Origin of the sequence: Micromonospora sp. WMMD736 (genome assembly GCF_049179015.1) — a bacterium.
GTDB lineage: Bacteria > Actinomycetota > Actinomycetes > Mycobacteriales > Micromonosporaceae > Micromonospora.
In genome coordinates, this window is the sequence record NZ_JBMHMI010000001.1 from 2,294,198 (window position 1) to 2,318,067 (window position 23,870).

The window sequence follows — 23,870 nt, forward strand, 5'->3', positions numbered from 1 at the left end:
CAGGGTTTCCTCCGTAGTCAGGGAAGGTCAGTGGCCCATGCCGAGGCCGCCGTCGACCGGGATCACGGCCCCGGAGACGTACCCGGCGCCGTCCGAGGCCAGCCAGGTGACCACGGCGGCCACCTCGTCCGGGCTGGCCATCCGCCCGGCGGGGATGGACTTGCGGATCTCCGCCTTGCGGTCGTCGGAGAGACCGGCGGTCATGTCGGTGTCGATGAAGCCGGGCGCCACCACGTTCGCGGTGATGTTGCGGCTGCCCAGCTCGCGGGTGACCGAGCGGGCGACGCCGACCAGGCCGGCCTTGCTGGCGGCGTAGTTGACCTGCCCGGCGCCACCGGAGAGACCCACCACCGAGGAGATGAAGATCATGCGGCCCCACTTGGCCCGCAGCATCTTGCCGGAGGCGCGCTTGGCGACCCGGAACGCACCGGTGAGGTTGGTGTCCACCACATTTGTGAACTGCTCCTCGGACATCCGCAGCAGCAGCGTGTCGTCGGTCATGCCGGCGTTGGCGACGACCACCTCGACCGGGCCCAACTCCGCCTCGACGGCGGTGAACGCGGCGTCGATCGAGGCCGCGTCGGTGACGTCGGCCCGCACACCGAACAGCCCTTCGGGGGCCTCGCCGCTGCGATGGGTGACCGCCACCCGGTCGCCCTGCTTGGCGAAGGCCTGCGCGATGGCCAGGCCGATTCCCCGGTTGCCGCCGGTCACCAGCACGGTACGGGCCACGGTTCCTCCTTGCGACTGCTCAGCATGGACGCGTCGGAGCCTAGGCGTTACCCGCAAGTAAGCGCTAACGGGTGTGGCGTCCCACCCAGGTACGACGTGGGGATCAACCTGCGGGGGCACGCCCGGTGGTCCCCTCGACCCGTAGCCTCCGGGTGGTGAACCGGCAACCTCTCGTCCTGGCTCTGGGCGCGCTGGGGCAGACCCTGTGGGGCCGGGACGTCCCATCCGACCGACCGCTGCGGGCCCGCTGGCCCCGACTGGCCCGCGCCCTCACCCCGATCGGCCTGCTCGCCGCCCTCGGCTTCTTCTGGATCACGCTGAGCGTGGAACTGGAACTGGAGCTGCCGACGCCGGTGGCGGTGCTGTTCGCGGCCATGACCACGGCACCGCTGCTGGCGTTGCCCCGGCGTCCGCTGTTGGCCTGGCGGTTGACCGTGCTGGCCCTGCTGGTGTGCACCTTCAACGCGCCGGCCGACCTGCCCGGGCCGTGGACCCCACCGCTGGCCCTCGGGTCGGTCGCCGTGGTCGCGGTGGCCGCCGCGCGGGTCGACCGGCCGGTGCTGGCGTGGCTGGTGGCGATCACGGCGGTACCGGTGCTCACCCTGGTCCGCCCGGAGAACCGCGCCGCCGTCCTGGCGCTGCTCGGCGCGCTGGCGATCGTCGGCGACCTGATCCGGCGCAACCGGCTGTCCCGGCGGGCGCTCGCGGCGCAGACCGAGCTGAGCGAGCGCGAGCAGGAGCGCCGCGCGGTGCTGGAGGAACGCACCCGAATCGCCCGTGAGCTGCACGACGTGGTGGCACACCACATGTCGCTGATCGCCGTGCAGGCCGAGACCGCGCCGTACCGCCTCGACGACGTGCCCGCCCCGGCCGCCGCCGAGTTCGCCGCCATCGCCGGCTCGGCCCGCGACGCGCTGACCGACATGCGACGGCTGCTGGGGGTGCTGCGCAGCGAGGCCAGCGGGCCGCAGACGGCTCCGCAGCCCGACCTGGCCGACCTGGGCGCGATGGTGGACGCGGCCCGTCGCGCCGGGCTGGCCGTGACCCTGGACGCCGACCCGTCTCCCGCGGTGCCCGCGCCGGTCGGGCTGGCCGCGTACCGCATCGTCCAGGAGGGCCTGGCGAACGCGGCCCGGCACGCGCCCGGCGCCGCGGTGCGCGTCACCGTCCGCTCCGGTCCGGCCGGTCTGGGAGTACGCGTCGACAACTCCCCGCCCGACGCCCCACCGACCGCCGACGGCGGCCCGGGGCACGGGTTGACCGGTATGCGCGAGCGCGCCACCTCGCTCGGCGGTACGTTCACCGCCGGGCCGCTACCCGACGGCGGGTACGCGGTGGCGGCCGAACTGCCGTACGAGGTGGGGAGCCTGGACACATGATCAAGGTGCTGATCGTCGACGACCAGGCGATGGTCCGGCAGGGCTTCGGCGCGCTGCTCGCCGCCCAGCCCGATCTGCTGGTGGTGGGCGACGCCGCCGACGGCGCGCAGGGGGTCGCCGCCGCCCGTCGCCTCGACCCGGACGTGGTGCTGATGGACGTGCGGATGCCGGTCCTGGACGGGCTGGCCGCCACCCGTCAACTGCTGGGCGACCGCTCGGCGCAGCGCCCCCGGGTGCTCATCCTCACCACGTTCGACCTGGACGACTACGTGTACGAGGCGCTGCGCGCCGGTGCGAGCGGCTTCCTGCTCAAGGACGCGCCCGCCGCCGACCTGGTGCAGGCGGTGCGGGTGGTGGCGGCCGGGGACGCGTTGCTCGCCCCGGCGGTGACCCGTCGACTGATCGCCGAGTTCGCGGCCCGCCCGGACCGCCGCCGGCCCCGCCCCACCGACCTGGCCGGGTTGACCCCACGCGAGACCGAGGTGCTGCGGTTGATCGCCCGGGGCCGCAACAACGCGGAGATCGCCGCCGATCTGGTGGTGGCGGAGCAGACCGTCAAGACGCACGTCGGGCGCATCCTGGCCAAGCTCGGCCTGCGCGACCGGGCCCAGGCCGTGGTGCTGGCGTACGAGACGGGTCTGGTCGCCGCCGGCGAGTAGCACCTCGGGACCACCCGGGAGACGGCTCTCCGGTACGACGACGGCGACCCGTTCGCCCGCGCACTCTCCCTCCGGACGACATTCCGGAAAGGGGAGAACACACATGCGACGACGGACTGCCGCACGGGTGGCGGTGAGCACCCTGCTCGGTGTGAACCTGATGCTGCCCGGCGGCTCGGAACCGGTCGCGGCGGCGGGGTTCGTCGAGGCGTACCCGGTCACCGCGGCGGCGATGCGCGCGGCCGGCTCCCCGTACGCGGACTGGACGGCCGACGGACGCCGGTTTCTGATGTTCGATCCGCGCGGTGACGGCCGCGTCGTGGAGGTGGTCGGCGACCTGACCGGCGCGGACCGGATCGCGGTGCTGGTGCCGGGGGTGGGCAGTACGCTCGCCGACTTCGACCGGGGGCTGGGTGGGGTGGCCGGGCGCGCGCCGGCGGTGCAGGCCCGGCAGCTCTACGGCCGGCTGCGGTCGACCGACCCGTCGGCGCGGGTCGCGGTGCTGGCCTGGCTCGGCTACGACCCGCCCGACGGTGTGTTGGCCGCCGCCGGCGACGCCAGCGCCCGGCGCGGGGCGGTCGCGCTGACCGGGTTGCTGCGGGAGGTGGCGGCCCGGCGTCCTACCGCGACGATCACGGTGGTCGGGCACAGCTACGGGGCGTTGGTGGTGGCGCTCGCGGCGGCACACGCCCCGGCGCAGGTCGGGGACGTGGTCAGCCTCGGTGGGGTCGGCGCGGGTGTGCAGCGGGCCGACGAGTGCCGCGACGGCCTACGGTTCTGGGCGGCCGAGGCACCGTCCGACTGGATCCGCCGGGTGCCGGCGGTGCGCCTCGCCGGCCTCGGGCACGGACGTCGGCCGGGCGACCCCGCGTTCGGTGCCCGCCCGCTGCCGGTGGACGGGGTGGCCGGGCACGACGGTTACCTGACGCCGGGCAGCGCCACGCTCGACGCGGTCGCGGGGGTCGTGCTGGGCGTCGGACCGGTCGAGGACGCCCGGTGAGCCGCGACCGCGCGGTGGACGCGCTGCGGGCGTACGCGATCGGCGGGGTGGTGCTCGGGCACTGGCTGGTCACCGGCCTGGTGCTGACCGGTGACGGCGGGCTGCGCCAGGCCAGCCCGCTGGTGGCGATGCCCGGACTGGCCCCGGTGACCTGGGTGGTGCAGACGCTCGGCCTGTTCTTCTTCGCCGCCGGCTTCGGCTCGGCCCGGTCGTTGGCGCGGCACCGGGGCGGGTGGGGCGGCTGGCTGGCCCGCCGTGCGCGTCGGTTGCTACTGCCCACGGTGGCGCTGCTGGGCACCGGGGCCGCCGTGCTGCTGGCCGCCACCGTGGCGGGCGCGTCGGACGACACGCTCGCCGTCGGGCTGCGGCTCGCGACGAGTCCGCTCTGGTTCCTGGCGCCGCTGCTGCTCCTGGTCGCCGTGAGCGGTCCGCTGCGCACCGCCGTACGCCGATGGGGGGTGGCACGCTGCGCGCTGCCGGCGGTGGCCGTGGTGGCGGCGAGCGACCTCGCGGTCCGCCTGCTGCCGGACGGGGTGACCGTGCCGCCGGTCAGCGTGGTGGCGGCCTGGTCGGTGCCGTACCTGCTCGGCGTCGCGTACGCCGACGGACGGCTGACCGACCGGCGGGCGGCGGCGCTGCTGGCCGGTGGCGGGGCCGTGGCGCTGGCCGTGCTGGTGGCGGTGGGGTATCCGATCAGCGCGGTGGGCGTGCCCGGTGCCGGCGTGTCCAACCTGAACCCGCCGTCGCTGCTGGCCGTGGCGCTGGCGGTCACCCAGGTCGGGCTGGGTCTGCTGGCCCGTGCCGGGTGGGAACGGCTGCTGGCCCGGCCGCTTGCAGGCCGGGCGGTGGCCGTGGTGAACGGCGACGCCGTGCGGATCTACCTCTGGCACCAGCCGGTACTGGTCGCGGTGACCGCGCTCACCGCCCGGGGTGGCCTGGCCCTGCCCGGACTGCACACCACGCCGGACGGCCCGGGGTGGGTGCTGGCCCGGTTCTGCTGGTTGCCGCTGCTCGCCGCGGTGCTGGTCACGGTGGTGCGCGGCGGGCGCGGGAGCGGCTCGATGCCGCGTCCGGCCGAGCCGGGCCGACCGGGCGGCGGAGCGCTCGCGGACCGGTCGGCCGAGTGCGTGCCGGGGCCCGCTCAGGTGTACGATCATCGACGTTCGGGCCGGGCCGACCTGCAGGAGGTGATCGCTGTGCGAGATAGCGATCCTCCTAGTCGTGGCCGGGCCGATGGTCAGCCCCGCTGAGCCACGACTCAGTCTGGCGAGCTGACCCCGCTCCGCTCCCGCACCACCTCGGCCGACGCCGGGGTGTGTGCCGCGCCGTCCGGTCACCGGACGGTCGCCGGGAGCCGCCCGGTCACGACTTCGTGTGCGCGTCCCCACCCCCTGCGGTCCGCCCCCGCCCGCGGACCGTCCAGCCGCCACTCGGAGCCGTCCATGAGCCGCTACGTCGCCCCGCTGGGCTTCACCCTCGCCGCCGTCTGGGTGGCCGTCGTCTTCGTCCTGGCCGGCGGCGGTCACTGACCACCACCGGCCGTTCGTCGGCCGCTCGTTTCGCTTCCCGTCCGTCGGCCGCTCCGGCCGGCGGTCAGATCATCCGCGACGACCAGAGCAGGCTGAGCGCGCCGGCGCAGAGCGCCAGCAGCAGCGCCACCCCGGCGTACCACTGGGTCACCTCGCGCGGCTCGGTCCGGAACCCGATCGAACTGCCCATGTCCTGGTAGACCTGCTTCAGCTCGCTCACCGAGGCCGCCTCGTAGAAGTAGCCCTCGGTCGTCTCGGCCAGCTCGGCGAGGGCCAGCCGGTCCACCGGCACCCGTTGGAGCTGCCCGCCGATGTCGACCTGACCCGTGTCGGTGCCGAACGCGATGGTGGAGACCGGCACGTTGGCCGCCTGCGCGGCGGCCGCCGCCTCCTCCACCGACCGACCCGAGGTACGGAACCCGTCCGACAGCAGCACGATGCGCGCCGGTGGGATACCCGCCGCGCCGTCGGCCGGCACCGACCGGATCGCCTCCAGACAGGTGAACACCGCCTCGCCCGTGGCGGTCGCCTCGGCCAGCACCAGCCCGTCGATCGCGGCGGTCACCGCGTCCCGGTCCTTGCCCGGCGGCACCAACACGTTCGCCGCCTTGGCGAACGAGACGAGGCCCAGGTTGTAGCTCCCCGGCAACTCCGCCACGAACTGCTTGGCCGCCTCCTGCGCGGCCTCCAACCGGTTCGGCGCCACGTCGTCGGCCTGCATCGACAGCGACACGTCGATGGCGAGCATCACGGTGGCCCGCTCCAACGGCTCCTTCGTGTCCACCGAGGGGCGGGCCAGGGCCGTCGCGAGCACCAGCAGACAGAGCAGGAACGCGGTCGCCGGCACGTGCCGCCGCCAACCCAGGCCCTTGGGCGCGACGGTCCGCAGCAGGTCGACGTTGGTGAACCGCATCGCGTACGCCCGGCGGTGCAGTTGCCGCCAGACGTAGAACGCGGCGAGCGCGAGCACCGGCAGCACGGCGAGCAACCACCACGGTTGCAGAAAACGGATCATCGTGTCGTCCCCCGGGTACGCGCGTGCCGCTGCGCGGCCACGAAACGCACCATGTCCAGCAGCCAGTCTCGGTCCGTACGCAGACGCAGGTGGGCCGCGCCGGCGCCGCGCAGCGCGGCGGCGATCGTGGCCCGTTGGGCGGCGGCGGCCTCGGCGTAGCGCTGCCGCAGCCGGGGATCGGCGGTCTGCACCTCGTGCAGCTCGCCGCTCTCCGGGTCGACCACCGGCAGCACCCCCACGTCGGGCAGCTCCAGCTCACGCGGGTCGACCACCTCGATCGCCAGCACGTCGTGCCGGACCCGCAGCTTGCGCATCGGTCGGGCCCACTGCTCGGCCGGCGCCAGGAAGTCCGAGACCACCACGGCCACCCCGCGCCGCCGGGGCGGACGGTTGAGCATGTCGACGAGCGCGCCCAGGTCGCCCCGACCGGGCTGGATCACCGTGCCGGCGACGGCGCGTAGCAGGCCCTGCGCCTCCTTGCGGCCGGAGCGGGCCGGCAGGCGGGTCAGCACGCCCGGACCGACCGGAGGCGGACCGCCCCGCCAGCGCCGCGCAGGTGCGGACGCGCCGCCACCGGTGCCGATCACCGCGCCGATCCGGTTGCCGCCGCGCACGGTCAGGTGGGTGATGGCGGCGGCGGCGGCCACCACCACCTCCCGCTTGAGCCACTGCCCGGTGCCGAAGTCGAGGCTGGCCGACAGGTCCAACGCCAGCCAGGTCTCCAACTCCCGGTCCGCGACCGTACGCCGCACGTGCGCGGTCGTGGTGCGCGCGGTCACCGGCCAGTCCATCCGGCGTACGTCGTCACCGGGGCGGTACTCCCGCGATTCTCCCGCCTCGCTGCCCGGCCCGGGGAGCAGGCCGGCGTAGTCGCCCTGGAGCAGACCGTCGAGCTTGCGGGTGACCAGCAACTGGAGTCGGGAGAGCACGGCCTCGCTGCGGTCACCCAGAGGGGCGGGACGAGGGGTGGGTGAGGTCACGGCCGCTGCCCGGGCCAGCCCGCGCCGGGTGGTGGGGTGCTCGACGGCGGGGTGGCCTGCTGCCGGGGCGCGACCGACGGGAGCGGGATCGTCGACATCACCCGCTGCACGATGTGGTCGGCCGGCACGTCGTCGGCGAGCGCGTCGTAGCTGAGCACCAGCCGATGCCGCAGGATGTCCGGCGCGATGTCCTGGACGTCCTGCGGCAGGGCGTAGTCGCGTCCCCGCAGCAACGCCAGCGCGCGGGTGGCCCGGACCAGACCGAGCGAGGCGCGCGGACTGGCCCCGTACTGGATCAGTTGGGCGACGTCCGGCATGCCGTGCTCGGCGGGCGTACGGGTGGCCAGCACCAGGCGAACCGCGTAGTCGACGAGCGCGTTGTGCACGAAGACCTGGTCGGCCTTGCGTTGCAGCGCGATCAGCTCGGGGGTGTCGAAGACCGCCGTCGGCTCCGGCGCGGCCACACCCATCCGGTAGACGATCTCGCGTTCCTCGGCATCGGTCGGATAGCCCACGACGATCTTCATGAGGAACCGGTCCCGCTGAGCCTCCGGCAGCGGGTAGACACCCTCCTGCTCGATCGGGTTCTGGGTGGCCATCACCAGGAACGGGTCGGGCACCCGGTGGCTCTCCCCGCCGATGGACACCTGCCGCTCGCTCATCACCTCCAGCAGCGCCGACTGCACCTTGGCGGGAGCACGGTTGATCTCGTCGGCGAGCAGGAAGTTGACGAACACCGGGCCCAACTCCACGTCGAACTTCTCGCTCGACTGCCGGTAGATCCGGGTGCCCATGATGTCGGCCGGCACCAGGTCGGGGGTGAACTGCACCCGGGCGAAGGACCCGCCGACGACCTTGGCGAGGGTCTCCACGGCCAGGGTCTTGGCCACACCGGGGACGCCTTCGAGCAGGCAGTGGCCGCGCGCGAGCAGCGCGACGAACATCCGCTCGACCATCCGGTCCTGGCCGACGATCACCCGTTTGATCTCGAACAACGCCTTCTCCAACAGAGTGGCGTCCTGTGCGGGCGTGGTCACCGGGGCGGGCGCCTGGGGTGCCGCCCCGTTGGGCGTCGGGGCGTCGGGCGTGGTCGGCTGGGCCACCGGTCCTCCACAGCGTTCGTCGGTCGTCGCGGCTGGTGCGGTATCAAGACTCGCATGCCTTCCTGAGTGTCGAGGTGGGGAGAAGCCGATTTTCGCCACGCCGTTCCGAGCATCGAATCGCGCGTCATGGGTGGACAGGGACCGGGCCGCCGCGTGTACGATTCATCCCGTCGCCGGGCGGCTCCCCCCGTGGCCGCCCGGCGCTCAAACTTCCTCCTCTGACGGCCCTAGACTGGCCCGGATGAGCGTCCCCACCCCCGCCGACGAGGCCCTGGTCTGCTCGGCACGCGGCTGCCGCGCCCCCGCCGCCTGGGCGCTGGAGTGGAACAATCCGCGCCTGCACACCGCCGAACGTCGCAAGACCTGGCTCGCCTGCACCGAGCACCGGGCCACCCTCGGAGCGTTCCTGGACGCCCGTGGCTTTCTCCGTACCGTCACTCCGGTGTCCGGATCGCCTACCCTCGACGTGTGAGCGAGCGATGAGGCACAGCAGCGCGGCGGCGCGGGGCCCGTGGAACGGATCTGGTCGATGAGCCCGGACGACCGCGCCGACCCGCCGGCCTCCCCCGGCCCCACCGCCCCGCCCCCACCGACCTCCCCGGCGGCGGCACCGCCCGGCATCGCACCACCGCCCGGCGCGTTCCCGGCGCCTGGCACGCTCGGCCCCGACCCGTCCCCGCCGGACGCCTCGTCGCCGGCCCCGCTGCCGCCGAACGCCCTGCCCCCGTCCGGCGGTGACGCCGCCCGCTCGTCCCCGCCCGACCTGCCGGCCCCTGGCCTCCTGCCACCGCCCGGCCCCGCGCCGGCTCCCGGCCCCGCGCCGGCTCCCGGCCCCGCGCCGGCTCCCGGCCCCGGCCCCGCGTCGGCGGGCCGTGGCCCGTTGGAGCCGTGGCCCGACACCGTGCGGTGGCAGCCGATCTCCACCGACCTGATCTGGGTGGAGTTGATCCGGCTCGCGATCGTGGTGGCCATCGGCCTGACCGTGACGGCGGTGGGCTGGGCGCTGAGCGGTCACTGGCTGTTCGGACTCGCCCTCGCCATCGTGCTGGTGCTCGGCGGGTGGCGGGCCACGGCCATCGTCCGGGCGGTACGCGCCTGGGGCTACGCCGAACGCGACGACGACCTGCTCGTGCGACACGGACTGCTGGTCCGGCGGTTGTCCATCGTCCCGTACTCCCGCATGCAGTTCGTCGACGTGAGCGCCGGCCCGCTGGAACGCGCCTTCGACCTGGCCACCGTGCAGTTGCACACGGCGGCGGCGGCCAGTGACGCGCGGGTGCCCGGCCTGCGTCCGGCGGAGGCATCCCGACTGCGCGACCGGCTCACCGCGCTCGGTGAGGACCGGGCGGAGGGGCTGTGACCACCCCGCGCGGGCGACCGCCGACACCGCCGGGCGCCGACCCGACGGGCGAGAGTCCCGTCGAGCCCGGCACCGTGCCGCCGCCTCCCGACGGCGACGCGTCCCCTCCCGGCCCACCGCACACCGGAGGCCCGCCGCACGGTGGTGGCCCGCCGCACGGTGGTGGCCCGCCGCACGGTGGTGGCCCGCCGCACGGTGGTGGCCCGCCGCACGTCGGTGGCCCCGCGCATGGTGGTGTGCCTCCGCACCCGGTGGCGTTTCCGGATGCCGGCGGGACACCGCATCCCGCAACGCCGCACCATCCCACCGGGCCGCCGTACGCGGCCGGACCGCCGTATCCGGCAGGGCCGCCGTATCCGGCAAGGCCGCCGTATCCGGCAGGGCCGCCCGGGGCGGTCCGGCCCTGGCCGGCACCGGGGAGCGGTGGTGGCGGGGAGCCTCGACAGCGGCTGCACCCGCTCAGCCCGCTGCTGCACGGTGCCAAGTCACTTGTCGTGGTGATCGCCGGCCTGTCCTGGTCGACGCTGTCGCGGGTCGGCTTCGGTTGGTTCGCCGCCATGGTGGTGGTGCTGGCGCTCGGCGCGACCGTGCTGTCGGTCATCAGTTGGTACAACACCGGCTACCACGTGGTGGGCCGCGAGTTGCGGGTGCACGAGGGGCTGCTCTGGAGACGTACCCGGGCCATCCCGTTGGAGCGGTTGCAGGCCGTGGAGGTGGTCCGGCCCCTGCTCGCCCAGCTCACCGGCCTGGCCGAACTGCGCCTGGAGGTCGTCGGCGGAGGCAAGACCGAAGCGCCGCTGGCATACCTCGGGGTGGCCGACGCGACCCGCCTGCGGGAGCGGCTGCTGGCGCTCGCCGGGCGCGCGATGCCGCCGGGCGACACCACCCCCGCGACGCAGGTCGAGACGCCGACGGCCGTGCGGGGGCGGCCACTGCACGCGGTACGCAACCAGAACCTCCTGGTCAGTCAGCTGCTCACGCCGCAGGCGTTCCTGCTCCCGTTCGGCCTGGCCTTCGTCGTGGTGCAGTTCGTCACCGCCGGATCGTGGTCGTTCATCGCGGTGGCGAGCACGCTGACCGCGATGGCCGGTGTGCTCCTGCAACCGATCCGCCGGGTCCTCGACGACTGGAACTTCCGGCTGGCCCGCGACGGTGGCACCCTGCGGGTGCACAACGGCCTACTGGAGACCCGCGCGCAGACCGTGCCGCTGGACCGGGTCCAGACCGTACGGGCCACCTGGCCGCTGCTGTGGCGGGTGAACAGCTGGCTGCGACTGCGGTTGGAGGTGGCCGGCTACTCGGTCGCGGAGGCCGACGACCGCAACCGACCGGATCGACTGCTGCCGGTGGGTGACCTGCCGACCGCCACGATGATCGTCGGCGAGGTGCTGCCCGGCGTACGCCTGGACGCGCTGACGCTGAGCCCGCCACCGCCCCGGACGCGCTGGCTGCATCCCCTCGGCCGCGGCGCGCTCGGCGCGGGCCTGTTCGATCGGGTCTTCGCCACCCGGTCCGGGCTGCTCACCCGGCAGTTGGCGATCGTGCCGTACGCCCGGATCCAGAGCGTGCGCGTCGTACAGGGGCCGGTGCAGCGCCGGCTGCGGCTCGCGACCGTGTACGCGGACACGGCCGGCGGCTCGGGCGCGGCGGCCCAGGACCGCGACCTCGCCGAAGCCTGGATCCTGGCCGCCGAACTAACCACCCGAGCAAGAACAGCCCGCCACCAAACCCCCTAACCCCACCCCACCCCACCCCGCCCGGACCCGCCCCGCCCCGCCCCGGACCCGCCCCGCCCCGCCCCGGACCCGCCCCGGTTGATCATGAAGTTATTGCCCCGCGCCCCGGCGTGTCGGGGCAATAAGTTCATGATCATCGCTCGCGTCGACGCACGGACTTGATCAGCGGGGTAGTCGGGCGCCGGAGGGCCGGGCGGAGGGCGGGTGGGGAGCCGGGTTAGTGGTTGGCCGTCAGGGGCGGGGTGGGGGTTTCGGTGGGCGTGGGTGGGGGTGCCGTGGTGGAAGGTGCCGTGGTGGCGGGTGGGGTGGGGGCTCGGCGCGCGCGGTAGGTCCGCCAGGCGCGCTCGGCCAGGCCGACGACCAGGTAGGTCAGCCCGACGTACGCCCAGCCCACCAGCACGTCGATCACGTAGTGCTCGCCGGAGTAGACCAGGGTGAAGGTCATCGCCAGGGGGTACGCGAGCAGCAGCGGCCACCACCGGCGGCGGGTGTTGTGCAGGAAGAACAGCACCACGAACAGCGCCCACGCGGTGTGCAGCGACGGCATGGCGGCGACCGGGTTCGAGGCGATCTGGCCGGCGTTGAGCAGGTTGCCGGCGCCGTGCATGCCGAACGCCTTCCAGCCCCGGGTGGAGATCCGGGCGACCTCGGTGAGCAGGCCGTTCTGCGCGGCCCACCAGGGCGGCGCGGCCGGGTAGATGAAGTACGTGACCAGGCCGGCGGCGCACAGGAATCCCCACCGCCGCATGTAGGCGGCCCAGCGGTGCCGGTCGCGGACCCAGAGCACGGCGGCGGCGGCCAGCGCCACCACGAAGTGCGAGAAGTACACCCAGCTCGCCGCGACGTCCCACCAGTGCACCTGAGGGCGGTAGAGGTGCTCCTGCAACCAGACGGTGGGCACCTCCCCGCCGGTGGCCCAGCCGAACATGAACCGGTCGGCGACGATCAGCTCCATGGCGTGCGGGGTGGCGCCGTTGTCGGCGAACCCGCGTGAGAGGTTGTACGCGGCCAGCAGCAGCACGACCGGCACCCAGTCCCGGGCGAAGCGCAGGTGGCTGCGCCACGGGCGGTCGCTGTTCCAGGCGATGGTCCCCAGCCAGATCCAGACGAAGGCGTACGCCGGGTCGGTGGGCAGCCCGATGCCGAGCCACGCGGCGACGAAGGCGACCGCCCAGATCGTCATGGCGACGATGCGGCGACGACCCGCGTCCGGGGACGCGGGTGGGTCGGTCCGGGCGGGGGGCTGGGGGTCAGTCACGACGGCCATCGCGGTCAAGGTTAACGACGGCTACGGCATCGACCGACGGGTACCACCCGGCGGGGCGGCGCACAGGTGGGAGGGCGGGCAGCGCCGGGATCGCCGGGCGCGTGCTCGACCGGGTCGCCGAACACCTAGGCTGACGACCATGCAGGAGCAGCCCGAGCCGGCCCTCGCGCCGGGTCTGACCGCCCAGGTCGAGCTGACCGTCACCGACGCGGACACCGCCCAGGCGGTCGGTTCGGGGGACGTACCGGTGCTGGGCACGCCCCGGGCGCTCGCGCTCGCGGAGGCGGCCACCGTCGCGGCCACGGCCACGGCGATGCCGCCCGGTTCGACGACGGTCGGCACCCGAGTCGAGCTGGAGCACCTCGCGCCGACGGTGGTGGGCCGCACGGTCCGGGCGCAGGCGCTGTTGACGACCGTCGACGGTCGCCGGTTGTCGTTCGAGGTAAGCGTCTCCGACGGCGACCAGACGGTGGCCCGGGGCCGGGTGGACCGGCTCCTGGTGGACCGGCAACGCTTCGTCGACCGGGCCGGGCGGGCGTCGTGAGCGGAGGGTTCGTCGAGGTCGCCGACCGGGTGTACGTGCGGGGCGAGCCCTTGCTGCGGGTCAACGTCACGCTCGTCGTCGGCGACGACGCCGCGCTGGTGGTGGACACGCTCTCCTCGACGGGGCAGGCCGTTGAGCTGGCCGCCGCCGTCCGGGCGGTCACCGACCGTCCGCTGACCCTGGTCAACACGCACCACCACTACGACCACTGCTTCGGCAACGCCGTCCTGGCCGGCGACCCAGCCCGCCCGGTGTACGCGCACGAGCGGGCCGCCGCAGCGCTGCGCGAGGACCCGGAGCGGCTTCGCCGCGAGGCGTACGAGGAGGTGCGCGCGGAGCACCCGGGGCTGGCCGCCGACCTGGCCGACACCCCGTTGCTGGCTCCGACGCACACGGTGCACACGGAGACGACGCTGGACCTGGGCGGCCGGCGGGTGGTGCTGCGGCACCCGGGGCGCGGGCACACCGACGCCGACCTGGTGGCGCACGTGCCCGACGCGGACGTGCTCGTGGCGGGCGACCTGGTGGAGCAGAGTGGTCCGCCCGCCTTCGAGGACTCGTACCCGCTGCAGTGGCCGGACGCGGTCGCGGACCTGCTGCGGCTGACGACGCCGGACACGGTGGTGGTCCCGGGCCACGGTGCTGCGGTGGACGTCGATTTCGTCCGCGCCCAGCACGCCGAGCTGGTTCGGCTGGCCTGGCTGATCCGGGCCGCGCACACCGGCGGAGCGCCGCCGGAGCGGGTGGCCGCCGAGGCGCCCTTCGGCGCCCGCGCGGCCCTGATCGCGGCTCACCGCGGCTACCGCGAGCTGAACGGCGAAGCCTAACCCCGCAAACCCACCCCTCCCCCACCGCACCCCACCCTCTCCCCGCGCCGATCTTGCACTTTCGGTTGCCGATAAGTCCGTTATCCGGGCAATGTCGGCGTAGAAAGTGCAAGATCGACGCGGATCAGGGGGGCGCGGGGCGGGGGGTGGGGGCGGGGAGCGGGGGCGCGGTTAGGCGGGGGTGCGGCGCCACTGTTGGTTTGTGGCGGTGGTGCAGGTGGATTGGACCGCTCGGGCGCCGTCGGTGGTGGCGGCGTTGAGGATGGTCAGGCACTTGTTGCTGTGCCTCGCGACCAGCTGGATCACGCCGGTGCCGGGGTCCTGGACGCGCCACTGCTGGTTGGTGCCCCCGTTGCAGGTCCACTGGGTGACCCGGACGCCGTCGGCGGTGGCGCCCGCGCCGCCGTAGACGTCGAGGCACTTGCCGCTGTGCGCGCTGACCACCGTCTGGTAGCCGCTGCCGGCGTCCTGGAACCGCCACCGCTGGTTGGCCTGCCCGTTCGCGCTCCACTGCACGATGTCGGCGCCGTCGGTCGTGGCGTTGTTGGAGACGTCCAGCAGCTTGCCGCTGTGCTGGGCGGCGAGCGTGTACGTCGTCGGGACGGGCACGGTGCTTCCCGGGGTCAGCCGGTACAGCCCGGCGCCGTGGGCGGGGAGCGAACGGGCGAGGGTCCCGGTCACCGTGCCGAGGGCCGCGCCGGACCACAGGTCGGTCACGGTGGCCGAACCGATTCCGAGGTCGGCCAGGTTGACCGAGACGTTCGCCGTGCCGCTCTCGCGGTTGAACAGGGCGAGGTAGCGGTCGGTGCTGCCCGGCACGTCGGCGGTCCACGCCTGCCGGGTGCCGCCGGTGAGCTGGCGGTTGTTGGCACTGTTCTGGTCCACGGCCAGTACGGCGGTGTTGGTCATCAACGCCAGTTCCGAGGCGCGGTTCTCGACCAGGTTGCCGCCCCACATCAGCGGCGCGCGGTTGATCGCCCAGAGCGTCATCAGGGTGCGCTGCTCGTCCGCGCTCAGGTTGGAGTAGCGCGGTGAGCCCACGGGCCCGTACTTCGAGAGCCGGCCGATGGGGATCATGTCCGGGTCGGGCCAGGCGCCGGTGGCGCGGTACGGGGTCCAGTTGCGGAGTTGGTCGAAGAGGGCGTCGACGGACGACCAGTTGTCCCAGAGGTCGTTGACGATCCGCCACATGTGCGCGTTGGCCTGCACGTGGCCGCCACTGGCCAGCGGGGTCGCGCCGGGCGACAGGCTCAGCACCATGGGCCGTCCACTGCGCTGGATCGCCAACTTGTAGCCCTCGACCTCCGCCTGCCGGTAGGTCGGCGCGGCGATGTCGTCCACCTTCACGAAGTCGATCCCCCAGGACGCCAGCAGTTGGAACACCGAGTCCAGGTAGCTCTGCGCGCAGGGGTTGGACATGTTGAGGCCCCACATGAGGTTGAGCCAGGCCGCGGTGGTGCTGTTGTTGATCTGGTTGGCGCGGCAGTTGGTGCCCGAGATGGCGACGTTGTCGGCCACCGCCTGGCGGGGGATGCCCCGCATCAGGTGGACCCCGACCTTCAAGCCCTGGGCGTGGATGTAGTCGGCCAGGGGCTTGAACCCGTTGTCACCGGCGGCGGAGGGGAAGCGGGTGGTGTCGGGCAGCAGTCGCCCGTTGGCATCCATCCGGAGCCGGGGTTGCAGGTTGGAGTCCTGGTTGGGGCTGTTGTTGTGTCGTCCGGGGTAGTACCACCCCCAGTCGATGACGATGTACTGCCAGCCGGACTGCCGCAGGTTGGTGGCCATGTAGTCGGCGTTTGCCCGTACGTCGGCCTCGGTGACGCTCCAGTTGAACGAGTCGTAGCTGTTCCACCCCATCGGCGGGGTGCTGGCCACCGCGTTGTCCCAGGCGCGCGCCGGCTCCGGCGCTCTGACGGCGACACCGCCGACGACGACCAGGGCGACGACCAGTACGGCGGCGAGGCGGCGGAATGTCGGTGGTACCAGGACGAGTCTCATCGGAGTCTCCCGGATAACACGCAGGAAATAGGCGGACGCCGATGTTAACGTTCACATAACAGGACCGTCAACCGCCGAAGCGGCGGGCCACCTCGGCGCGGGTGGGCATGGCGGTGGCCCCACCCGGCGACTCGCAGACCAGACCGGCGACCCGGAGCGCGAACGCCACCGATTCGACCCAGCCCGCCGGATCGGCCGGCTCGCCGTCGCGGAGCAGGTTGGCGATGAGCGCGGCCATGACCGAGTCACCGGCACCGGTGGCGTCGACGGCGTCCACCTTCGGCGCCGGCACCCGCACCGGGTCGGCCTCGGCGGCGGCCAGCACCGCCCCCGCCGCGCCGAGCGTCACCACCACGGTGGACGCGCCCAACTCCCGCAGGTACGCGGCCACCCCCTCGACCGGCTCGCCCGGATAGAGCAGCGCGGCGTCGGCGCTGCTCAACTTGACCAGGTGCGCGCCCGCGGCGAACTCCGCCACGACCTGCCGCAACCCGTCCAGGGCGACCGGCCCGTCGAGCAGTCGCGGGCGCACGTTCGGGTCGAGGACCCGCAGGCCGGTGGCGAGCGACCAGGCGCGGCGGGCGGCGGCCAGCGTGCCCGGCTCGAGCAGCACGATCGAGCCGCAGTAGAGCACGTCCGCGCCCTCCGTCAGCGCCAGGTCCACGTCGTCCGGGCCAAGCAGGCCGTAGGAGCGCGGCTCGCCGTAGAAGCGGAAGTCCGGCTCCGGGCCGGCGTACGTCACCACCGCGAGCGTGGTCGGCGCGAACACCGTGACCGCACCGGCCAGGCCGACGCCGACCCCGCTCAGGAAGTCGCGGATCCGCTGGCCCAGCACGTCGTCACCGAGCGAGCCGACGAACTCCGCCGCCCCGCCGAGTCTGCTCACCCCGACGGCGACGTTGAGCGGGCCGCCACCGATGGCCTGTCGGTAGACCCGCTCCCCGTCGACGTCGCTGTCCAGCAGGTCGACGAGCGCCTCGCCGAGCACCACCGCGTACCCCATCACAGCCCCCTCGCCCTCGGCGGCCGCGACGGCCGTCTCGCCCCAGGCTGGCACAGCGCGCGGCCCGGTGGGCGCGAAGACGCGGCGCCGCGGTCAGCCCGGGTGGTGGATCGGCCCGTCGGTCGCGGCGAGCGGGCGGCCACTGCCGCCCCAGCGGGCCGCGACGATCTGCGCGGCCACGCTGACCGCGGTCTCCTCGGGGGTACGACCACCGAGGTCCAGCCCGATCGGGGAGGCCAGCCGGTCGAGGTGGGCGGCGCTGAGCCCCGCCTCGCGCAGCAGCTTGTGCCGTTCGTCGTGGGTGCGCCGCGACCCCATCGCGCCGACGTACGCCAGGGGTTGGCGCAGGGCCAGCGCCAGCAGTGGCACGTCGAACCTCGGGTCGTGGGTGAGCACGCAGACGACCGTGCGCCCGTCGACGCGGCCGGCGTCGATCTCGTCCCGCAGGTAGCGGTGCGGCCACCGCACCACCACCTCGTGCGCCTCGGGGAAGCGCCGGCCGGTGGCGAAGACCGGCCGGGCGTCGCAGACGGTCACCCGGTAACCGAGGAAGGCGCCGATGCGGGCCACCGCCGCCGCGAAGTCGATCGCCCCGAAGACGATCATCCGGGGTGCGGTGGTGTGGGCGGCCACGAACAGGCTCAGGCCCTTGCCCCGGCGCTGCCCCTGGTAGCCGTACCGGAGCACGCCACTGTGCCCGGCCGCGAGCAGCCCGAGCGCGTCGGCGGCCACGGCGTCGTCCAGCCGGTCGTCGCCGAGCGAGCCGGTCACCTGCCGACCGGCGAGCACCAGCCGGCGACCCAGCCGCCCGGCCGGGTCGGACGCGTCGCCGGCGTCGGCGGCCACGCAGGTGACCATGGCGGCGGGTTCGCCGGCCTGCCGCGCGGCGGCGACCGCGTCGAGCTGCGCCAGGGCAGTGCCGTCGAACCGCTGGACGAACACGTCGAGCATGCCGCCGCAGGTCAGACCCACGGCGTACGCCTCGTCGTCGCTGACGCCGTAGTGGACCAGCTCCGGTACGCCGGTGGCGAGCACCTGGCGGGCCCGCTCGTAGAGGTCCGCCTCGACGCAGCCGCCGGAGACGCTGCCGGTGACCGTCGCGTCGGCGGCGACGAGCATGGCGGCGCCGGGCGGCTGCGGCGCGGATCGCCAGGTGGCGACCACGGTGGCCAGGACGGCCGACTCGCCGGCCCGGCAGCGGCGGTGCAGTTCGTCGAACACGTCGGGCACCCGCCGCCACCTCCTTCGTCTGCGCGGCGTCACGGCAGGCCGAATGGCGCACGGACTCCGTCGTCACGATGAGTATGCAGACAATCACTATAGGAGAGATCGCCGGTCGCCGGAGCTCGCCCGACCCCGCCCTGTTTGACGCATCGAGGACCGACTATTGCGTCGGCAACCGACGACGTGGTGGGATGGCCCGTACCGGGCGGTGCGAGGGCTGCCGCGCCACCGGTTGCCGGGTTGGTTAGACGCGAGGGCACCGGTCCAGGACAGGACCGTCGATGGCGCGTGTCCGCCGGCCGATCTGCTGCCGGGCGCGGGCCAGGGTGATCGTCGTATCCGCTTGCGGCGGGGGTGCTCGGGCGGCACGCCTCGCGAGTCAGGAGAACCCGTGAACCGTTCCCGTACGGCCGCAGTGCTCACCGCGGCCCTGACCTTTGCGCTGGGCGCCGTCGCCCTGGCGTCCAGTCCACAACCGGCGGCCGCGCACGGCGCGGCGATGACGCCGGGCAGCCGCACCTACCTCTGCTGGCAGGACGGCCTCAGCCAGACCGGCGAGATCAGGCCGAACAACCCGGCCTGTGCCGCGGCCGTGGCGCAGAGCGGGACCAACTCGCTCTACAACTGGTTCAGCGTGCTGCGCTCGGACGCCGGTGGTCGTACCACCGGATTCATCCCGGACGGGCAGCTGTGCAGTGGTGGCGCCACCGGTTTCCGGGGCTACGACCTGCCCCGTACCGACTGGCCGCTGACCCACCTGACCTCCGGCGCGCGGCTGGACTTCCGGTACAGCAACTGGGCGCACCACCCGGGCACGTTCTACTTCTACGTGACGAAGGACAGTTGGAGCCCGACCCGGGCGCTGGCCTGGAGCGACCTGGAGGAGCCGTTCCTGACGGTGACCAACCCGCCGCAGCGCGGCTCGGTCGGCACCGCCGACGGGCACTACTACTTCAGCGGCAACCTGCCGTCGGGCAAGAGCGGCCGGCACATCATCTACTCCCGCTGGGTGCGTTCGGACTCGCAGGAGAACTTCTTCGGCTGCTCCGACGTGACGTTCGACGGTGGCAACGGTCAGGTGACCGGTGTGGGTCCGGGCGGGTCGAACCCGACCACCCCGCCGCCCACCACCCCGCCGCCCACCACCCCGCCGCCCACCACGCCGCCGCCCACCACTCCCCCGCCCACCACGCCGCCGCCGACCACCCCGCCGCCGACCACGCCGGCGCCGACGGGTGACTGCATGGCCGTCTACAAGGTGACCAGTTCCTGGCAGGGCGGATTCCAGGGCGAAGTCACGATCATGAACCACAGCAGTGCGGCGTTCTCCGGCTGGACCGCGAGCTGGACCTGGCCCAGCGGACAAAAGATCAACCAGATCTGGAGCGCCACCCAGACGACGTCCGGCGCCTCGGTGACCGCGACGAACGTCCAGTACAACGGCACGGTCGCGCCAGAAGGCACAACCACGTTCGGCTTCCTGGCGAGCAGCACCGGAACGAACACCCTCCCGACGGTCACCTGCACCGGTCGCTGAGGTCGTCCTGAAATGATCAAGAGGTTTGCGTCATCCGGAGCACATCCGGTGACGCAAACCTCTTGATCGACAGGGTGGGGACGCGGGTCAGCGGACCATGGAACCGACCACCGGCTTCGTGAGCAGGGCGGACTGGTTGCGCTGGATGCCCGGGTCGAGGGTCTTGGCCACGAAGATGGCGTGCCAGATGCAGAAGATCAGCACGGTCCACACCTTGCGGGAGTGGTCGAACTCCTCCCGCTTGTGCTCGTCGAGCAGCCGCAGCGCGTACGACAGGTCGAGCAGGTCACCCGCGCCGGAGGTGCTCAGCACGTGGCGGGCCCACTCGTACATCTCGCCGCGCAGCCACACCCGGGTCGGGGTGGGGAAGCCCAGCTTCTTGCGGTTGACGATCGCCGGCGGGACGACGCCCTGCAACGCCTGGCGCATCGCGTACTTGGTGGCGTCGGAGCGCGGCGGCAGCTTCAGGTCCACCGGAATCTTCGCCGCGACGTCGAACACCTCGCGGTCGAGGAACGGCACCCGCACCTCCAGCGAGTGCGACATCGAGATCCGGTCGGCCTTGACCAGGATGTCGCCGCGCAGCCAGGTGTAGAGGTCGACGTACTGCATCTTGGTGACGTCGTCCAGCTCGGTGCACTCGGCGTAGATCGGAGCGGTCACGTCGGTGTAGCGCACCGAGGGGTCGTAGCGACGCAGCAGGTGCTGCTTCTCCTCCTCGGTGAACATCCGGGCGTTGCCGTAGTAGCGCTCCTCGATCGGGGTGGTGCCGCGCTCCAGGAAGCTCTTGCCCTTCACACCCTGCGGGATCGCCTTGGAGACCGCCCGCAGGCCCTTCTGCACGCCACCGGGCAGACCGTTGACGGCGCCCAGCGACAGCGGCTCCCGGTAGATCGTGTAACCACCGAAGAACTCGTCGGCCCCCTCACCGGAGAGCACCACCGTGACGTGCTCGGCGGCCTTCTTCGCCACGAAGTACAGCGGCACCAGCGCGGGGTCGGCCACCGGGTCGTCCAGGTGCCAGACGATCTTCGGCAACGCGTCGATCATGTCCTGCGGACCGATCTTGGTGGGGATGGTGGTGACGTCCAGGTGCCGCGCCGAGTCCTGGGCGACGTCGATCTCGGAGTAACCCGGGACGTCGTAGCCGACGGTGAAGGTCAGGATGTTCGGGTTGAACTCACGGGCCAACGCCACCACGGCGGTCGAGTCGATGCCGCTGGACAGGAACGAGCCGACCGGCACGTCCGAGCGCATGTGCATGCGCACGCTCTCGCGCAGAGTCTCGCGGATCTCGTGGTAGAGCTTCTGCTCGTCGTCGACCGGCGCGGGCCGGAACACCGGCCGGTACCACCGCCGTACGTCGATCCGCCCGCCCGGGGTCCAGGTCAGGTACTCCCCCGAGCCGATCCGGCTGATGCCCTTGTGCAGCGTGCCCGGCTCCGGCACGTACTGCAGGGTCAGGTAGTGGCTCAGGTTGGCCGCGTCCACGCCCGCGTCGCCCTGGTAGTTGCTGTGCGCGAACGGCAGCAGCGCCTTCTTCTCCGACGCCAGGTAGAGGCCGTCGGCGGTCTCCAGGTAGTGCAGCGGCTTGATGCCGAAGTAGTCGCGGGCACCGAACGCGCGCCGCTCCTGCCGGTCCCAGATGACGAAGGCGAACATGCCGCGCAGCCGGGTGAGCACCTGCTCGCCCCAGTAGTGGTAACCGGCGACGATCACCTCGCCGTCACCGGCGGTGGCGAACTGCGCACCGAAGTCCCGCACCAGCTCGTCGCGCAGCTCGATGTAGTTGTAGATCTCACCGTTGAAGGTCAGCAGGTAACGGCCGTTCGCGTAGGGCAGCGGCTCGTGACTCGACGCGACGTCGATGATGGCGAGCCGCTTGTGGGCGAACACTCCGTCCGCGTACCGGCCGGACGCGTCGCCGACCACCTCGACCCCTGTCTCGTCCGGGCCCCGGTGGTGCAGGCATTCCAATGCTCCGGCGATGTGGTCGCGGTGCGCGGCGGCGTTGCCGTTCGCGCTGAAGAAGGCCAGGAGTCCGCACATGGTCGTCATCTTTCCACGCGCTCCGTCGGCCCGTCGCAGCCGTCCGTCGTTCGGGGGCGCTCCCGGCCCTCACCACCGCGAACCGGACGCGCGGTACCGTCGGGACCAGCCACGAGCGGAAGGGAGCGGCGCAATGACCGAGGAACGCACCGAGGGTACGCCGACAGACGGCACGGAATCGCACGATCCGGACTTCCCGGAGGCGTTCCTGTCGTTCATGCGGCAGGGCTGGCGCGACACCGAACTCCCGGTCACGCCGCGTCCCGAGGTCCCCAACTACGCCAAGCGGCGGGCCGCGCTGTCGGCCGCCTTCCCGGGCGAGACGCTGGTCATCCCGACCGGCGGCGAGAAGGTGCGCGCCAACGACACCGCGTATCCGTTCCGGCCGGGCAGCGACTTCGCCTACCTGACCGGCGACCACGACCCGGACAGCGTCCTCGTGCTGCGCCCGAACGGCTCGGGCCACGACGCGACGCTGTACATGCGGCCCCGCTCGTCCCGAGAGACCGACGAGTTCTTCCGCAGCCGGCACGGTGAGCTGTGGGTGGGCCGGCGGCACACCCTCGGCGAGAAGTCCACCGAACTGGACCTGCCCACCGCCGACCTCAGCGGTCTGGAGGCGGCGCTGGCCGACCTCGCTCCGGGGCGTACCCGGGTGTTGCGCGGTTTCGACGCCCAGGTGGACGCGGCCGTGCGCCCCTACGACGGGCCGCGCGCCGAGGGGCAGCCGGCCCGCGACCGGGAGCTGGCCGTCGCCATCTCGGAGCTGAAGCTGGTCAAGGACGAGTGGGAGATCGGCCAACTCCAGGACGCGATCGACGCCACCGTCCGGGGCTTCGAGGACGTGGCCCGCATCCTGCCGGCCGACCGGGCCGTCTCCGAGCGGCTGCTGGAGGGCATCTTCGCGCTGCGCGCCCGCCACGACGGCAACGACGTCGGGTACGGCTCGATCGTCGGTGCCGGCGAGCACGCCACGATCCTGCACTGGGTGCACAACCACGGCGCCACCCGCCCGGGTGACCTGCTGCTCATGGACATGGGCGTCGAAGGGCGCAACCTCTACACCGCGGACGTGACCCGGGTGCTGCCGGTCGACGGCCGGTTCACCCCCCTGCAACGCCAGGTCTACGACATCGTGCATGCCTCGCAGCAGGCCGGCATGGACGCCATCCGGCCCGGCGTGAAGTTCAAGGACGTCCACCTGACCTGCATGCGGGTGCTCGCCGAGGGCCTGTCCGACCTGGGCCTGCTGCCGGTGAGCGTGGACGAGGCCATGGACGAGAAGTCCTCGGTCTACCGACGCTGGACGCTGCACGGCTTCGGTCACATGCTCGGCATCGACGTGCACGACTGCTCGAACGCCCGCAAGGAGACCTACCGCGACGGCGCCCTGGGTGAGGGCTACGTCCTCACCGTCGAGCCGGGGCTCTACTTCCAGCCCGAGGACGAGTTGGTCCCGGCCGAGCTGCGCGGCATCGGCATCCGCATCGAGGACGACGTCCTGGTCACCGCGACCGGCGCGGTCAACCTGTCGGCTGGCCTGCCGCGTACCTCTGACGAGGTGGAGACCTGGCTGGCCGAGCAGCGCGAGGCCGGCCCCCGCCTGCCCGGCTGACCCTCGGGTACGACCCTCGGCCGGGCCGGACGTCCCAACGTCCGGCCCGGCCGTTTTTCGTCCGCCCGCCCGGCCTTACTGGCGGCTCGTCCGGCCGGCCCGTGCGTGATCGACTCGGCTTTCTTGATGTCGGGGCGTCGTGGGCGCCCGGATACCGCGCTTTCCCGAATCCGAGGGGCGTTTGGCCTGCTCACGCCCCTTCCGGTCCGCCCGACCCCTTAGCGGCGCGTGCCCTAACCTGAGGCATATGTGGGCTTTTCTCGGATACGTCCGCCTCGCGAAGATAGTTCTCATACGGTGGTCATCAGAGGCT

20 protein-coding genes are annotated in these 23,870 nt (G+C 73.1%); 11 read left to right on the forward strand and 9 right to left on the reverse strand.

Going from position 1 to position 23,870, the window contains the following annotated elements:
- Window positions 1–27: 27 nt before the first annotated feature.
- Window positions 28–732, reverse strand: coding sequence for a 3-oxoacyl-ACP reductase FabG (gene fabG, locus ACN269_RS09625; protein ID WP_355052725.1), 705 nt, complete (start codon window positions 730–732; stop codon window positions 28–30).
- 155 nt (window positions 733–887) lie between these two features.
- On the opposite strand from fabG, the gene ACN269_RS09630 reads away from it, so the two are divergent.
- The 4 genes from ACN269_RS09630 (at window position 888) to ACN269_RS09645 (ending at window position 5,020) form a co-directional block, all read left to right on the forward strand.
- A complete protein-coding gene (locus ACN269_RS09630; protein WP_421472123.1) occupies window positions 888–2,111 on the forward strand; it encodes a sensor histidine kinase in 1,224 nt (407 codons plus the stop codon).
- Entirely contained in the window at window positions 2,108–2,770 is a 663-nt protein-coding gene (locus tag ACN269_RS09635) for a response regulator transcription factor (protein WP_357128104.1), read from the forward strand. The genes ACN269_RS09630 and ACN269_RS09635 overlap by 4 nt, the downstream gene beginning before the upstream one ends.
- Window positions 2,771–2,873: 103 nt before the next feature.
- Window positions 2,874–3,770, forward strand: a complete 897-nt coding sequence (locus tag ACN269_RS09640; RefSeq protein WP_421472124.1) for an alpha/beta hydrolase — start codon at window positions 2,874–2,876, stop codon at window positions 3,768–3,770.
- Window positions 3,767–5,020, forward strand: coding sequence for an acyltransferase family protein (locus ACN269_RS09645; protein ID WP_421472125.1), 1,254 nt, complete (start codon window positions 3,767–3,769; stop codon window positions 5,018–5,020). Before ACN269_RS09640 ends, ACN269_RS09645 begins: the two co-directional genes overlap by 4 nt.
- Before the next feature lie 343 nt (window positions 5,021–5,363).
- Here the strand turns inward: ACN269_RS09645 and ACN269_RS09650 are convergent, their stop codons facing one another.
- Genes ACN269_RS09650 through ACN269_RS09660 form a run of 3 tightly spaced genes read right to left on the reverse strand, consistent with a single transcriptional unit; the run spans window position 5,364 to window position 8,397 of the window.
- Window positions 5,364–6,314, reverse strand: a complete 951-nt coding sequence (locus tag ACN269_RS09650) for a VWA domain-containing protein (RefSeq protein ID WP_421472126.1) — start codon at window positions 6,312–6,314, stop codon at window positions 5,364–5,366.
- The gene (locus tag ACN269_RS09655; protein WP_421476247.1) at window positions 6,311–7,312 is read right to left on the reverse strand and encodes a DUF58 domain-containing protein; all 1,002 of its coding nucleotides are present in this window, start codon (window positions 7,310–7,312) and stop codon (window positions 6,311–6,313) included. Before ACN269_RS09655 ends, ACN269_RS09650 begins: the two co-directional genes overlap by 4 nt.
- A complete protein-coding gene (locus tag ACN269_RS09660) occupies window positions 7,291–8,397 on the reverse strand; it encodes an AAA family ATPase (RefSeq protein WP_421472127.1) in 1,107 nt (368 codons plus the stop codon). Before ACN269_RS09660 ends, ACN269_RS09655 begins: the two co-directional genes overlap by 22 nt.
- 241 nt (window positions 8,398–8,638) lie before the next feature.
- On the opposite strand from ACN269_RS09660, the gene ACN269_RS09665 reads away from it, so the two are divergent.
- From ACN269_RS09665 to ACN269_RS09675, 3 genes are all read left to right on the forward strand, one after another.
- Entirely contained in the window at window positions 8,639–8,869 is a 231-nt protein-coding gene (locus ACN269_RS09665; RefSeq protein ID WP_421472128.1) for a hypothetical protein, read from the forward strand.
- Between the two features lie 309 nt (window positions 8,870–9,178).
- Window positions 9,179–9,757: a PH domain-containing protein gene (locus tag ACN269_RS09670; protein WP_421476248.1), complete on the forward strand. Its 579-nt coding sequence runs from the start codon at window positions 9,179–9,181 to the stop codon at window positions 9,755–9,757.
- A 557-nt stretch (window positions 9,758–10,314) separates the two neighbouring features.
- Complete coding sequence (locus ACN269_RS09675; RefSeq protein ID WP_421476249.1) at window positions 10,315–11,493, forward strand: PH domain-containing protein; 1,179 nt, start codon at window positions 10,315–10,317, stop codon at window positions 11,491–11,493.
- A 217-nt stretch (window positions 11,494–11,710) separates the two neighbouring features.
- On the opposite strand, the gene ACN269_RS09680 is transcribed toward ACN269_RS09675, so the two are convergent.
- Window positions 11,711–12,760 (reverse strand): phosphatase PAP2 family protein, encoded by a 1,050-nt coding sequence (locus ACN269_RS09680; protein ID WP_421472129.1) that lies wholly within the window; start codon window positions 12,758–12,760, stop codon window positions 11,711–11,713.
- A 139-nt stretch (window positions 12,761–12,899) separates the two neighbouring features.
- Between ACN269_RS09680 and ACN269_RS09685 the strand changes: the two genes are divergently transcribed.
- Window positions 12,900–13,304, forward strand: a complete 405-nt coding sequence (locus ACN269_RS09685) for a thioesterase family protein (RefSeq protein ID WP_355052715.1) — start codon at window positions 12,900–12,902, stop codon at window positions 13,302–13,304.
- The gene (locus ACN269_RS09690; RefSeq protein WP_421472130.1) at window positions 13,301–14,131 is read left to right on the forward strand and encodes an MBL fold metallo-hydrolase; all 831 of its coding nucleotides are present in this window, start codon (window positions 13,301–13,303) and stop codon (window positions 14,129–14,131) included. The genes ACN269_RS09685 and ACN269_RS09690 overlap by 4 nt, the downstream gene beginning before the upstream one ends.
- A 171-nt stretch (window positions 14,132–14,302) precedes the next feature.
- Here the strand turns inward: ACN269_RS09690 and ACN269_RS09695 are convergent, their stop codons facing one another.
- From ACN269_RS09695 to ACN269_RS09705, 3 genes are all read right to left on the reverse strand, one after another.
- Window positions 14,303–16,129 (reverse strand): alpha-galactosidase, encoded by a 1,827-nt coding sequence (locus ACN269_RS09695; RefSeq protein ID WP_421472131.1) that lies wholly within the window; start codon window positions 16,127–16,129, stop codon window positions 14,303–14,305.
- 67 nt (window positions 16,130–16,196) lie between these two features.
- Window positions 16,197–17,132, reverse strand: coding sequence for a carbohydrate kinase family protein (locus ACN269_RS09700; RefSeq protein ID WP_421472132.1), 936 nt, complete (start codon window positions 17,130–17,132; stop codon window positions 16,197–16,199).
- Between the two features lie 93 nt (window positions 17,133–17,225).
- A complete protein-coding gene (locus ACN269_RS09705) occupies window positions 17,226–18,362 on the reverse strand; it encodes an XdhC family protein (RefSeq protein WP_421472133.1) in 1,137 nt (378 codons plus the stop codon).
- A gap of 385 nt (window positions 18,363–18,747) precedes the next feature.
- On the opposite strand from ACN269_RS09705, the gene ACN269_RS09710 reads away from it, so the two are divergent.
- Complete coding sequence (locus ACN269_RS09710; RefSeq protein WP_421472134.1) at window positions 18,748–19,893, forward strand: lytic polysaccharide monooxygenase auxiliary activity family 9 protein; 1,146 nt, start codon at window positions 18,748–18,750, stop codon at window positions 19,891–19,893.
- An 87-nt stretch (window positions 19,894–19,980) separates the two neighbouring features.
- On the opposite strand, the gene asnB is transcribed toward ACN269_RS09710, so the two are convergent.
- The gene (gene asnB / locus ACN269_RS09715; protein ID WP_421472135.1) at window positions 19,981–21,942 is read right to left on the reverse strand and encodes an asparagine synthase (glutamine-hydrolyzing); all 1,962 of its coding nucleotides are present in this window, start codon (window positions 21,940–21,942) and stop codon (window positions 19,981–19,983) included.
- Between the two features lie 133 nt (window positions 21,943–22,075).
- Between asnB and ACN269_RS09720 the strand changes: the two genes are divergently transcribed.
- Window positions 22,076–23,557 carry an aminopeptidase P family protein gene (locus ACN269_RS09720; protein WP_421472136.1) on the forward strand — a complete coding sequence of 494 codons (1,482 nt, stop codon included), beginning with the start codon at window positions 22,076–22,078 and terminating at the stop codon, window positions 23,555–23,557.
- The last annotated feature ends 313 nt before the right edge of the window (window positions 23,558–23,870 follow it).